This is a genomic window from Martinezella hainanensis, assembly GCF_900094555.1.
GTDB classification, from domain to species: Bacteria; Pseudomonadota; Alphaproteobacteria; order Rhizobiales; family Rhizobiaceae; genus Rhizobium; species Rhizobium hainanense.
The window spans coordinates 322,265-334,438 of sequence record NZ_FMAC01000001.1 but is presented as its reverse complement, the minus strand read 5'-3'; the positions used below and the strand labels follow the sequence as shown (position 1 = coordinate 334,438).

At 59.3% G+C, this 12,174-nt stretch carries 12 protein-coding genes; 7 read left to right on the top strand and 5 right to left on the bottom strand.

The genetic code is table 11. The features are described from left to right. The first annotated feature begins 215 nt into the window (after nucleotides 1-215). The 6 genes from GA0061100_RS01605 (at nucleotide 216) to GA0061100_RS01580 (ending at nucleotide 6,491) form a co-directional block, all read left to right on the top strand. Nucleotides 216-782 (top strand): helix-turn-helix domain-containing protein, encoded by a 567-nt coding sequence (locus GA0061100_RS01605; RefSeq protein WP_075850870.1) that lies wholly within the window; start codon nucleotides 216-218, stop codon nucleotides 780-782. 102 nt (nucleotides 783-884) lie between these two features. Further along, the gene (locus GA0061100_RS01600) at nucleotides 885-1,721 is read left to right on the top strand and encodes an NAD(P)-dependent oxidoreductase (RefSeq protein WP_075850869.1); all 837 of its coding nucleotides are present in this window, start codon (nucleotides 885-887) and stop codon (nucleotides 1,719-1,721) included. A gap of 105 nt (nucleotides 1,722-1,826) precedes the next feature. Then, nucleotides 1,827-2,345, top strand: coding sequence for a dihydrofolate reductase (locus GA0061100_RS01595; RefSeq protein WP_075850868.1), 519 nt, complete (start codon nucleotides 1,827-1,829; stop codon nucleotides 2,343-2,345). A 177-nt stretch (nucleotides 2,346-2,522) separates the two neighbouring features. Beyond that, nucleotides 2,523-3,650: an FtsH protease activity modulator HflK gene (gene hflK, locus GA0061100_RS01590; protein WP_075850867.1), complete on the top strand. Its 1,128-nt coding sequence runs from the start codon at nucleotides 2,523-2,525 to the stop codon at nucleotides 3,648-3,650. Continuing rightward, a complete protein-coding gene (hflC, locus tag GA0061100_RS01585) occupies nucleotides 3,650-4,588 on the top strand; it encodes a protease modulator HflC (protein ID WP_075850866.1) in 939 nt (312 codons plus the stop codon). The genes hflK and hflC overlap by 1 nt, the downstream gene beginning before the upstream one ends. A gap of 190 nt (nucleotides 4,589-4,778) precedes the next feature. Further along, nucleotides 4,779-6,491 carry a DegQ family serine endoprotease gene (locus GA0061100_RS01580; RefSeq protein ID WP_075850865.1) on the top strand — a complete coding sequence of 571 codons (1,713 nt, stop codon included), beginning with the start codon at nucleotides 4,779-4,781 and terminating at the stop codon, nucleotides 6,489-6,491. Nucleotides 6,492-6,493: 2 nt separating this feature from the next. On the opposite strand, the gene GA0061100_RS01575 is transcribed toward GA0061100_RS01580, so the two are convergent. The 3 genes from GA0061100_RS01575 to serB are packed head-to-tail and all read right to left on the bottom strand — an operon-like array spanning nucleotide 6,494 to nucleotide 8,556. Further along, entirely contained in the window at nucleotides 6,494-7,072 is a 579-nt protein-coding gene (locus tag GA0061100_RS01575; RefSeq protein ID WP_075850864.1) for a GNAT family N-acetyltransferase, read from the bottom strand. Next, nucleotides 7,069-7,632: a GNAT family N-acetyltransferase gene (locus tag GA0061100_RS01570; protein ID WP_075850863.1), complete on the bottom strand. Its 564-nt coding sequence runs from the start codon at nucleotides 7,630-7,632 to the stop codon at nucleotides 7,069-7,071. Before GA0061100_RS01570 ends, GA0061100_RS01575 begins: the two co-directional genes overlap by 4 nt. Nucleotides 7,633-7,665: 33 nt before the next feature. Beyond that, nucleotides 7,666-8,556, bottom strand: a complete 891-nt coding sequence (gene serB / locus GA0061100_RS01565) for a phosphoserine phosphatase SerB (protein WP_075850862.1) — start codon at nucleotides 8,554-8,556, stop codon at nucleotides 7,666-7,668. Nucleotides 8,557-8,569: 13 nt separating this feature from the next. Here serB and miaA point away from each other — a divergent pair, with 13 nt between their 5' ends. After that, complete coding sequence (gene miaA, locus GA0061100_RS01560) at nucleotides 8,570-9,451, top strand: tRNA (adenosine(37)-N6)-dimethylallyltransferase MiaA (RefSeq protein WP_425298635.1); 882 nt, start codon at nucleotides 8,570-8,572, stop codon at nucleotides 9,449-9,451. A 13-nt stretch (nucleotides 9,452-9,464) separates the two neighbouring features. On the opposite strand, the gene GA0061100_RS01555 is transcribed toward miaA, so the two are convergent. Beyond that, complete coding sequence (locus GA0061100_RS01555) at nucleotides 9,465-11,489, bottom strand: ATP-binding protein (RefSeq protein ID WP_075850860.1); 2,025 nt, start codon at nucleotides 11,487-11,489, stop codon at nucleotides 9,465-9,467. Nucleotides 11,490-11,589: 100 nt separating this feature from the next. Beyond that, on the bottom strand, nucleotides 11,590-12,048 hold the full coding sequence (locus GA0061100_RS01550) for a hypothetical protein (RefSeq protein WP_075850859.1): 459 nt from the start codon (nucleotides 12,046-12,048) through the stop codon (nucleotides 11,590-11,592). Nucleotides 12,049-12,174 lie beyond the last annotated feature (126 nt).

The following is a 12,174-nucleotide window of genomic DNA, read 5'->3' as shown; positions in this document are numbered from 1 at the left end:
CATTCGTCTACTATGTTATTACAAAAATCCAACAAATCGAAAGCAATGAGATCAACGGCGCATCATGCGCGATGTGATGAAATATAGCACCATTTCAATAACTAAATAGGCCCTTGAATTCAATTGTCGCCGGATCGTTAAGTTTGGATAGCGCGATCTTTCAAAGGCGTCTGACATTGATTGTCTTTCCCATATTTGTCTACTATAGTGACGGAATGTCTCAACTTGATAATATCGACAGGCGCATCGGCGCACGCATTCGCATCGAACGGGAGAGCCGCGGCTGGTCGTTGACGGAGCTGGCCGAGCGCTCGACCGTATCCCGTGCCATGATCCATAAGATCGAGCGCGGCGAGAGCAGCCCGACGGCAACGCTGCTCGGCAAGCTCTCCGGCGCCTTCAGCTTGAGTATGTCGACCTTGATGGCGCGTGCGGAGATGCAGCAGGGACGTTTTCTCCGGAGGCAAGAGCAACCTGTCTGGGTCGATCCGCAGACGGGCTATGAACGCCGGCACGTTTCCCCGAAGTCGGACCTGCCGCTCGATCTCGTCCGCATCGAATTGCCTGCGGGGGCGGAAGTTCCGATGCCCGCATCGGCCTATGCCTTCATGCGGCAGCTGATCTGGGTACTGGAGGGACGGCTGACCTTTCTCGAAGGAGACGCCAGGCATCTGATGTCGGCGGGCGATTGCCTGGAACTCGGTCCACCGACGGATTGCGTCTTCAGGAATGAAAGCAAAGTGCCCTGCACCTATGCCGTCCTTGTGCTTCGCAACGCGTGAGGCGGGGCGCTAAACTTAGCGTTACCGTACGGCATTCCGCTCGTCCGGCCGGGCGATAGGCGATATGGTGCCACCTTCCTCAAGCGGAGAAGGAGATTGGCCGTGGAGATCGCAGTCATAGGAGCTGGCGCCATGGGGAGTGCCATCGCTCGCCGTCTGGTCGAAAACAGGGCGAGAGTGGTCACCTATCTTGAGGGGCGCTCGGCTTCGACTGTTGAGCGCGCGAAAGCAGCAGGCATGGAGCCGGTCGGGCTGGACGCGATTGCCGCGTCGCGTCTCATTCTTTCCATCGTTCCGCCGGCCGAGGCGGTTGCCGTGGCCAAGCAGGTCGCCGCCGAGCTCCGCCGGCGCGGCAGCAAGACGACTTTCATGGATTGCAACGCGATCTCGCCGAAGACCATGGGCGAGGTTGCGGCGATCTTCGGCAGCGACTGCGGCGTGGTGCTCGATGGCTCCATCATTGGTGGTCCGCCGAAGCCCGGCCAGAAGGGACCGAAGCTTTATGTGAGCGGCGATGCCGCCAACGACAGTGGCGTGCTTGTGGAGCACGGACTACAGGTTCGTCGCATCGACGGCGCGATCGGCGCGGCTTCGGCATTGAAGATGTGTTACGCCGGCATCAACAAGGGCGTCACTGGCCTCGGCACCGCCATGCTGCTTGCCGCGATCCGCTCCGGCGCCGATGCGGCGTTGAAACGCGAGCTTCAGGAAAGCTTGCCGGATCTCGATGCAAAATTCGTCCACGGCATTCCCGACATGTATCCGAAAGCCTATCGCTGGGTCGCGGAGATGGAGGAGATTTCCGAGTTTCTCGGCGAGGATGATCCAGCCGCCTTGATCTTCAAAGGCATGGCCGGGCTCTACCGAAAGATGGCCAGGGATCGGGAAGAGGGAGGTCTTTTGGCAGACCAGCTCGGTAAATTGAATAGCGGCAGCTGATCCATGGCCATGACAGGTGCGTTCCATCTGCCGTTGCGGCCATCATGATGTAAAGTCGGCGGGCCGATTCGCATTGGTGTCGGCGAGGCAGACCGAGGAAGATGCATGACGCAGCCGATCAAGACCATCATCGTTGCCGTATCGCGCAACGGCATTATCGGGCGCGAAGGCGATATGCCCTGGCGACTGTCATCCGATCTCAAGCGCTTCAAGGCGATGACGCTCGGTAAACCCGTTATCATGGGGCGCAAGACGTTCCAGTCGATTGGCAAGCCGTTACCCGGCCGCCCGAATGTCATCATTACTCGCGACGCCGGTTTTTCGGCTGAGGGGATAGTGGCGGTCCATTCGCTCGATGAAGCGATCGAGGTTGCATCCCGTCTGGCTAAAGAAAGCAATGTTGACGAAATCTGCATCATCGGCGGCGGCGAAATCTATCGGCAGGCGCTCGATCTCTCCGACCGATTGCTGATCACGCATGTCGAGGCGGATGTGGAAGGCGATACGTCCTTTCCAGAGATCGATAGCGATATCTGGCAAACGGATAGCGAGCTTGCCGTTCCGGCAGGCGAAAAGGATACTTATCCGACGCGTTTCGTTAGCTATTTAAGGCGAAAAGCATAAAAGCTGCCCCCAAAAAGCAAATATTTTCCAATGAATCCGACGAACTTCCTGAAGTCGCGTTGAAAGCAGGTGCTTCGATACCTATAACGGGAAACGATCGCCACCGCCTGCGGAGTTCAAGCCATGAATTTCATGGGTTTGGAGCGATTTCGGGAGTCAACAGATAAAGAGGTTTTGATGCCTTGGAGCAATCAGAATGGCGGCGGCGGCGGCCCATGGGGCGGCGGTGGCGGCGGCGGAAATAATCAGGGACCTTGGGGGCAAGGACCGAACCGGCCGCGAGGTGGCGGCAACGGAGGACCTCCGGACCTTGAGGATATCATTCGCCGTGGTCAGGACCGATTGAAAGGTTTCGTGCCCGGTGGCTTCAATGCAGGCGTCGTCCTTATCATTGTCGCGGTGATCGGCATCTTCTGGCTGATCCAGTGCATCTACACCGTGCAGCCGGACGAGCGGGGCGTTGAACTGCGCTTCGGCAAGCCGCGCGAGGAAGTCTCGATGCCCGGCCTGCATTTCCATCTGTGGCCGATGGACCGCATCGAGTTCGTCAAGGTTACCGAACAGCAGCGTAATATCGGCGGCCGCTCCACGGCCGGTTCGACGTCCGGATTGATGCTGACGGGCGACCAGAACATCGTCAACGTGCAGTTCTCGGTTCTCTATACCGTGACCAATCCGCAATCCTATCTGTTCAATCTCGAAACCCCCGACGAGACGCTGCAGCAGGTTGCGGAAAGTGCCATGCGTGAAGTCGTCGGTCGCCGTCCTGCTCAGGACATTTATCGCGACAAGCGTCAGGAAATCGCGACCGAGGTCAGAAGCATTATCCAGGATACGATGGATCGCTACGGCGCCGGCATTTCCATCAATGCCGTGCCGATCGAGGATGCGGCTCCGCCGCGTGAAGTGGCCGACGCGTTCGACGAAGTGCAGCGTGCCGAACAGAACGAAGACCAGCAGGTGGAAGAGGCCAATCAATACGCCAACCAGCAGCTCGGTCAGGCTCGCGGCCGCGCGGCCCAGATCCGCGAAGAGGCGGCTGCCTACAAGGATCGTGTCGTGAAGGAAGCTCAGGGTGAGGCGCAGCGCTTCATCTCGATCTACGACGAATACGTCAAGGCGCCGGAAGTGACCCGCAAGCGCCTGTTCCTGGAAACCATGGAGTCCGTCATCGGCAATTCCAACAGCATTATCATCGACGACAAGCAGGGTGTCGTGCCTTACCTGCCGCTGAACGAAATCGGCAAGCAATCCACGACACAGGCGGGCAAGCCCGCTGCTGCAACTCAGCCGGAGGCCAAATAATGACGTCCAGCCGTTTGCCAGCCATTCTTATCGCGCTTGCGGTAGTGCTGCTGCTCATTTACTCGTCGGTGTTTGTGGTCAATGCCAGAGAGCAGGCGATCGTCCTGCGCTTCGGTCAGATCCGCGAAGTCAAGACGGAGCCGGGCCTGTACTTCAAGCTTCCCTTCGCCTTCATGGACGCCGATCGCGTGCAGTATATCCAGCAGCAGGAACTGCGCTTCGATCTGGACAATATCCGTGTTCAGGTTTCGGGCGGTAAGTTCTACGAAGTCGACGCCTTCGTCGTCTACAAGATCGCCGATGCGCGGAAGTTCCGCGAAACGGTTTCGGGCGATCGGGATGCGGCGGAATCGCGTCTCAGAACCCGCCTTGATGCTTCGCTGCGCCGTGTCTACGGCCTGCGCAGCTTCGATGCGGCGCTCTCCAGCGAGCGCGCCTCGATGATGACGGAAGTGCGCAACGATCTGCACCGCGATGCCGAAACGCTCGGTCTCAACATTGAGGACGTCCGCATCCGCCGCACCGACCTGACCCAGGAAGTGTCGCAGCAAACCTACGACCGCATGAAGGCCGAGCGTCTGGCGGAAGCCGAACTGATCCGCGCCCGCGGTAACGAAGAAGGCCAGCGCCGGCGTGCAGTCGCCGACCGTCAGGTCGTCGAGATCGTTGCCGATGCGCAGAAGGATTCGGAAGTGTTGCGCGGTGAAGGCGAAGCCGAGCGAAATGGCATCTTCGCCGATGCCTCGAAGCGCGATCCGAACTTCTATGAGTTCTATCGCTCGATGGCCGCCTACAACAAGGCACTTGCCTCGGGTGGCAAAACACTCGTTCTGCCGCCGAATCAGTCGGACTTCTTCAAGTACTTCGACAGTCCGGCAGGTTCTGCGCCCAAATCGGGGGCTCCGGCGCTCGCCAACCCGACGCCGCCTGCGAACTGACGTCGATCTCAAGCAAACGGAAGGGCTGCCCCCGGGTGGCCCTTTTTTTATGGCGGATTGCATCACCTTCAGCCTGCAAGCATCGGCGGCGGGAGGTTCGGGGATTTCTCAAAAAGGTGATTTCACGCTTCATCATTCCGCCTTATGTTGATGCTTATACAAGTTTTCCCTTTTTCGATGAGGATGCCTGATGGCTTCGACCAATCGCCTGCTTTTCAGCCGTTCGTTTGCCTTGCTTGCGAGCATCGCGCTGATTGCCGGCCCCATTGTGGGCGTTACCGAACAGGCTTATGCGCAGACGCAGAACAGCGGTGCGGCCGCGGGCGCTCAGGCGCCCACCACCACCAATAACCAGACGCCGCCGGCAGCATCTCCCACAATCACGACGAACCCGGCGATGAATGCGGGGCCGGCATCGGTCGCCGATCTCGCTTCCGGATTGCTCGATGCGGTGGTCAATATTTCCACATCGCAGAAGGTCAAGGATGAGGGGAATGGGCCGGCGACTCCGAAGGTGCCCGATAACTCGCCCTACCAGGATGAATTCAACGATTTCTTCAACAACAAGAAAGACGACGACAGCAATCGCAAGGTGAGCTCGCTCGGCTCTGGTTTCGTCATCGACCCTTCCGGCTATATCGTCACCAACAATCACGTCATTGAAGGGGCCGACGATATCGAGGCGATCTTCCCGAACGGCACGAAGCTGAAGGCCAAGCTGATCGGCACCGATACGAAGACCGATCTTTCGGTCCTCAAGGTCGAGCCAAAACATCCGTTGACGGCCGTCAAGTTCGGCGATTCCTCCAAGATGCGGATCGGCGACTGGGTGATGGCGATCGGCAACCCCTTCGGTCTCGGCGGATCGGTCACCATCGGCATCGTCTCGGCGCGCGGCCGTAATATCAACGCCGGCCCCTATGACAATTTCATCCAGACAGATGCGGCGATCAACAAGGGCAATTCCGGCGGTCCGCTCTTCAACATGAAGGGCGAGGTGATTGGCATCAATACGGCGATCATCTCGCCGAGTGGCGGTTCGATCGGCATCGGCTTTGCCGTGCCGTCCGAATTGGCCGAAGGCGTCGTCAATCAGCTTCGCGACTTCGGCGAGACGCGCCGCGGCTGGCTCGGCGTGCGCATTCAGCCGGTAACCGATGATGTCGCCAACAGTCTCGGCCTTTCAGAGGCTAAGGGCGCGCTCGTGGCTGGTGTCATCAAGGGCGGTCCGGTCGACAACGGTTCGATCAAGGCGGGTGATGTCATCCTCAAATTCGATGGCAAGGATGTGGACGAGATGCGCGACCTGCCGCGTGTCGTCGCCGAAAGCCCCGTCGGCAAGGAGGTCGATGTCGTCATCTATCGCGATGGCAAGCAGCAGACCGTCAAGGTGACGCTCGGGCGGCTGGAGGACAGCGACCAGGCGGCAGCCGCAAGCACCGACAAGAACAAGAAGCCGCAGCTCGCACCCGACGATAAAGGCAATAGCGACGGCGTCATCAATCCCGACCAGGGAGACGATGGTGACGACGACGGCATGGACGGGCAGGATCAGGGTGGTGATCCGCAGCAATCGCCGCAGGCTCAGCCGCCCGCGCAGGCGACCTCGAATATCCTTGGAATGAAGCTCTCGACACTGACGGCGGAAAACCGCAAGAGCTTCGGCATTGCCGACAGCGTCGATGGCGTCGTCATCACCGAAGTAGCACCAGGCTCAGCGGCCGCGGAAAAGGGGCTGAAGCCTGGCGACGTCGTCGTCGAGGTTGCGCAGGAGTTCGTCCAGACCCCGAGTGCCGCCGCGGACAAGGTGGCCTCGCTGAAGCGTGAGGGACGTCGCAATGCGCAGATGATGATCGCGTCTCCGAATGGTGACCTGCGCTTCATCGCTGTCGCGTTGGAGTAGATTCAGCTCCCGGCTTGCTCCGTCTGCTGCGCGCGCCACTCGGCGGCGCTCAGGCGGTGGACGACGTGACGCTTCAGGTGCGGATGTGTCTCGCGGATTTGCGGATGGTCGAAATCCCAAGCCGGATTGGGGTGCATGCCGATCTTGTGCATCACAGCAAGCGCTCGGCGGTTGTCATGCACCGCGACGGACAGGATTTCTTCGAGATTCAGGATGGTGAAAGCGTGACGCATAAGGGCCATGCCGGCCTCGGTTGCGTAGCCGTTGCCCCAATGGCGCGCTGATATTCGCCAGCCGATCTCAACGGCATCTCTCGGCAAATAAGGGGTGAGCTGCACCCTGGACAACCCCGAGAAGCCGATTGCCTCGCCGCTATGCTTCAGCACCAGAACCAGAAAATCGAAGCCGGGTTCGCAGATGAGGTTCCGGATCATGGCGAAGATGGTGTCGGCATCCTCACGGCTGCGGCTGAAGGGAAAGAATTCGAGAACGGCCGGATCGGAGCTCAGCTCATAAAACAGCTCGCGATCCTCTGCCAGGCATGGCCGCAGGATTAGCCGAGATGTTTCGATTGTCGTCATCGCCCGGAGCGCCACTCGGCCGAGGTCAGGCGGTAGAGGACATGGCGCTGCAAATGGGGATGGGTGTCGGGAACGTTGGGGTGATTGAAATCGCCTCCCTCGATGCGGTGCATGCCAATCCGCTCCATCACTGCGGTGGACCTGACATTGTTATGCACGGCGAAAGAAACGATTTGGTCCAGGCCATGTTTCCCGAAACCGTGGGCAAGGAGCGCGCGCGCTGCCTCGCTGACCAATCCTTTGCCCCAGTGCCTTGCCACCAGCCGCCAGCCGATCTCGATCGTTCCGACCGGGACGAAGGGCTCCAGATGATCCGTTCGCATCAGCCCGCAATAGCCGATTGCTTCGCCGCTTTCCTTCAGCTCCAGCACGTAGAGGCCGAGCCCGGTTTCCGTGATCATCGATTGAACCCGATCGAAGAAGGCATCCGCCTCCGTTCGATTGCGGCGAAACGGAAAGAATTCCATGACCATTTCGTCGGAGTTGATCTCGTAGGCCAGGTCGCGATCGGTCTCGCGCCAGTTGCGGATGATGAGGCGATCGGTTTCGGTGATAATCATCTGTGGCCTCCGATATCAGCGACTTGCGCTGCTCTATGGTTTAACGAAGTCCGTCTTGCGATAGCCCTGGATGTACAGCAGGGCAGTCAGATCGCCGTGGTCGATGCGCATCCTGGCTTGTGCGGAGACCGTCGGCTTGGCGTGCAGCGCGACGCCGGCGCCGGCGAGCTGAAGCATGCCGAGATCATTGGCGCCGTCGCCGACGGCCATGGCGTCATCAGTGGAAATGCCGAGCTTTTCGGCAATATCGTTCAACGCATCCACCTTGGCCTGCTTGCCGAGAATCGGCTCCTCGACGAGGCCTGTCAGGATGCCGTTTTCTTCGAGCAGGATATTGGCCCGGTTTTCGTCGAAGCCAAGGGTCGCGCCGATGCGGCTGGTGAAGACAGTGAAGCCGCCGGAAACGAGGGCGGCGTAATAGCCCTTCGCTTTCATTGTGGCGATGAGTTCGGGACCGCCAGGTGTCAGCGTGATGCGTTTGGCGATGACATCATCTACGACGGAGAGCGGTAGTCCCTTCAGGAGAGCCACGCGCTCGCGGAGGGCCGGCTCGAAGGCGATCTCGCCGTTCATAGCGCGGGCGGTGATGTCGGCCACCTTCTCCTTGAGGCCGACTTCGGCGGCGAGCTCGTCGATGCATTCCTGGCCGATCATTGTGGAATCCATATCGGCAATCAGCAGCTTTTTGCGGCGGGTGTCTACTTCCTGGATCACCAGATCGATAGGCTCGCTGCCGATCACGGCCAGAATATTGGCTTCCGCGGCCTGCGGGTCCGTATCGTCGCGAAGCGCAATATCGCAGGCAACGCCGTCGGCCAGCCAGTAAAGCCCGGACGCCTTGACGGCTTCAGCCGCTTTCTCTGCGATGGCCGGAACAAGAACGGGGTTTGACGGATTGGCAATAAGCGTGGCAACGAAGGCCATGAGCAGAAACCCTATGAGCAATATCGACGCGATCCTGATAACCGGGCCGACCGCCAGCGGCAAGTCCGCACTGGCGGTAGAATTGGCGCGTTCGCATGATGGCGTCGTTATCAATGCCGATAGCATGCAGGTCTACGACACCCTGCGCGTACTGACTGCGCGGCCATCCGAAGCCGATATGGAAGGCATTCCGCATCATCTTTACGGTCACGTTCCAGCTGGCCAAGCCTATTCGACCGGCGTCTGGCTGCGCGAGGCCGGGGCATTGATCGAGCGACTACGCGACGAGGGCCGCATGCCTGTCTTTGTCGGGGGCACCGGGCTTTATTTCAAGGCGCTGACGGGCGGGCTTTCCGATATGCCCGAGATTCCGCCCGATATCCGCAATCAGCTCCGCGGCCGCCTGCTGGCGGAGGGGCCGGAAGTGCTGCATCGCGAGCTTGCGGAACGTGACAATGCCGTCGCGGAAACGCTGAATCCGCAGGATGGGCAGCGCATCGTTCGCGCCCTGGAGGTGCTCGAAGCGACGGGCCGGTCCATCGCCGCTTTTCAGGGCAAGACCGGGCCAATGATCATCGATCCAGACCGCGCGCGAAAGATCGTGGTTCTGCCCGAGCGCGCTATCCTGCATGAGCGTATCAACAGCCGTTTTGAGACGATGTTGGCCTTGGGAGCGGAAGCCGAGGTGCGGGCTCTGTTGGCTCTGGATCTTCCGCCGGAAAGGCCTGTCATGAAGGCTATCGGTGTCGCGCAGATCGCCGCGATGTTGAGGGGAGAGATGACGCGTGCCGAGGTCGTCGAAAACGGGGCTGCGGCGACGCGGCAATATGCCAAGCGTCAGATGACCTGGTTCCGCAATCAGATGGACGAGAGCTGGGAACGCTTGAGCCCGTAGTTCGCGAAGGGCCTCAGTCCTTGTCGTAAAGGCTGCTCAGGGGCTTCTTCAGAATGCTGTCCCGCAATGACAAGCCGGATTCCCGCCGCAGGGATGGGGCAGTTTCCCTTGGCGGCAGCGAGCATGCGCCTCCTTCATCGCTGCGGAATTCGCGGCGCAATTCGGCAAGCTTGCTGTCGATTGATGTTTGCGAAGGAACTGCGGGTTGCGGTACGGCAGTGCGCGGCAGCATGTCGGGACGGTAGGGTTCGATCGACGGCGGATTCGGCTCCGCCTGATACCGGGTCGTCTGCTGGACGGGCACATCGTCGAAATCGTCCCCGATATCGGTCATCGGTGCAGCATTGTAGTTCTGCTGCAGAGAGCCGAGATCGGGGCCGGAAATCGAGCGCATACGGCCGATGATCGTGCGCAGATCGACCGTATCCGGCGAATCCTCGCTGGTTTTCGCGACGCTGCCGCTGGCTTTTGGCAGCAAATGCCGTTCGACCTGGGAAAAGCGCATGCGCATCGGGACTGCGATGGCCTCGCCGAAGGCGATCGCTTCGCCATTGCCGATCGATGAGAGAAAGCTGGTCGTCGAGATCGAGGAATTCGGGATGGCCGAGCGGATGATTTCCTGGTCGTGGTCGTTGGCAAGACGCATGGCAAAGAGCGTTGAGCACTGCGAAAGGATCGTCTGGTCAAGCTCGCCCGGGCGCTGGGTGATGATGCCGAGCGAAACGCCATATTTGCGGCCTTCCTTGGCGATGCGGGCGATGGCCTGGCGCGTCGGGAAGAAGCCGAGGTTCGGATCGGCAGGGATATAACGGTGCGCTTCCTCGCAGACGACGAGCATATGGATCGCGCCGTCGCTCCAGAGCGCCAGCTCGAACGCCATACGGCAAAGCACGGAGGCGACGGAATTGATGACTTCCGATGGGATGCCGGCGAGCTGGAAGGTGCAGATCGGCTTACCGTCGCCAGGAATGCGGAAGATCTTGGCGATGGTCTCCATGATCGTATCGGTGATCGTATTGTTGGAGAACATGAAGTGATAGCGGGGATCGTTGATCGCCGAGATGATGCGCATCTTGAGCGACCGCAGATGCGGCTTTTCCTGACGGCCCTCAAGGCGGCCGATGCGCTCGTCGATCAGTGCGAGCAGATCGGCCATGCGGTATGGGACCGGCGTATCCGCCGTTACCGAGGCCTTTTCCGTCTGGCGGCGCATCAAGGTTGAATCGCTGCCGCGGAAAGCGCGCCTGGCTTCGGGAATAAGATCGCGCAGCGCATCCAGCTCTTCCGGTATCGCGGGGCGGCCACGGAAGACGACTTCGCTGAATTCCTCAAGCCGCATCAGCCAGAAGGGCAGGTCGAGCGTATCCGTGTCGATAACAACGGCATGCTTCGGAAAGGCGGCGGCGAACTCGTTATGCGGATCGAGGATCAGCACACGCAGTTTCGGATCGGCGCTGATCGCCTTGTGCAGCAGCAGCGAGACGGCCGTCGATTTTCCGACGCCTGTCGAGCCGACGACCGCGAAATGCTTCGCCAGCATCGAGGGTATGTGGATGGCAGCGTCGATGCTTTCGTCCTGCGTCAGCTTGCCGATGACACAGCTGCTGCCCTTGCCGGCATCGAAAATGCGCATGAGGTCGGCGGCGCGGATACGGTGTGCGATGGCGCCGAGATAGGGGTAGGCCGATATCCCGCTCGAAAACTCCTCGCGGCCATCCGGGCCGACGCGGACCTCGCCCAGCAATTCGACTTCGATGCGGAAGAGATTGTCCTGCCCTTCGCCCCAGCCGACGCTTTGCGTGTTCATCGAATAGACGAGGGCGGCCACGCGGTTCTTGCCGACGCTGATGGAAATCAGCCGGCCGACCGACCAGAGTTCGGTCAGGTCCGTGCCGCCGGCCTCGGCCACGGCGGCGATTGTCGCTCTTGAGCCATTGCACGCGACGACGCGACCGAGGAAGCGATTTCCCGGTTTCAATCTGTCGCGGCGATCAAGATCTCCAGCGTTACCTGATGTCTGCAGATCGTTATTCAGCAAACAGCTACCCCAATCATTAGTGGCTGGAGCATAGAGACGGTGGCTTAATAAAATGCTGTCTGCTGTGCCTGCTTTTTTAAAATAAATGCCTCGTCAGTTGTCAGCGACTGCGTGGAAATCTTGTATTGCAATGAGCTAATAGGCCCTTTTTGACCAATATCTCGTCGGTAGGGAAATCGTAAAAGCCGTCGATGTTGCGTCGCAACATCCGCTCCAGAGTGGGTAAGAGCTTGTCTCGTTGAAAAATCTGCGGAGAGCCTTGGAGCAGATTTGACATGACTAGTTCACGCGTAGCTTCCCCTAATTTTAACGCCGCAAGTTCGAGCTTCCGTCGTGTCTGATAGACGAAGATGACGGGTGTATTTCGTTTCTTTGGGTCGAATGCCGATGCATATTGGTTTGCGTCAACCTCAGTTCTGTACACCCAAAGATTGTTGCCTATATCGGCCTGCAAACCATCTACTGACGGAACATTCATGCCGCGGAACATAAGTTCATTTTTCTCTAACGTAATGTTTTGAGTAGGTTCCAGGTGTTTTTCCAATATGCGTTCGAACATCACTGAATCTCATTGCGTGAGTAAGTTGAAAGAGGTCTAAAATCAGGGGTAGAGTATCGGCTCGAATCTTAACCGAGGGTAAGCGGCTTACGAGAAGCCGCGATTTTTTATTGCTTCACGCGTTGA

Excerpts from the sequence above, each read along its gene's own strand:
- GA0061100_RS01605 (WP_075850870.1), top strand. The coding sequence starts at position 216 with ATGTCTCAACTTGATAATATCGACAGGCGCATCGGCGCACGCATTCGC.
- GA0061100_RS01595 (WP_075850868.1), top strand. The coding sequence starts at position 1,827 with ATGACGCAGCCGATCAAGACCATCATCGTTGCCGTATCGCGCAACGGC.
- hflK (WP_075850867.1), top strand. The coding sequence starts at position 2,523 with ATGCCTTGGAGCAATCAGAATGGCGGCGGCGGCGGCCCATGGGGCGGC.
- hflC (WP_075850866.1), top strand. The coding sequence starts at position 3,650 with ATGACGTCCAGCCGTTTGCCAGCCATTCTTATCGCGCTTGCGGTAGTG.
- GA0061100_RS01580 (WP_075850865.1), top strand. The coding sequence starts at position 4,779 with ATGGCTTCGACCAATCGCCTGCTTTTCAGCCGTTCGTTTGCCTTGCTT.
- GA0061100_RS01575 (WP_075850864.1), bottom strand. The coding sequence starts at position 7,072 with ATGACGACAATCGAAACATCTCGGCTAATCCTGCGGCCATGCCTGGCA.
- GA0061100_RS01570 (WP_075850863.1), bottom strand. The coding sequence starts at position 7,632 with ATGATTATCACCGAAACCGATCGCCTCATCATCCGCAACTGGCGCGAG.
- serB (WP_075850862.1), bottom strand. The coding sequence starts at position 8,556 with ATGGCCTTCGTTGCCACGCTTATTGCCAATCCGTCAAACCCCGTTCTT.
- miaA (WP_425298635.1), top strand. The coding sequence starts at position 8,570 with ATGAGCAATATCGACGCGATCCTGATAACCGGGCCGACCGCCAGCGGC.
- GA0061100_RS01550 (WP_075850859.1), bottom strand. The coding sequence starts at position 12,048 with ATGTTCGAACGCATATTGGAAAAACACCTGGAACCTACTCAAAACATT.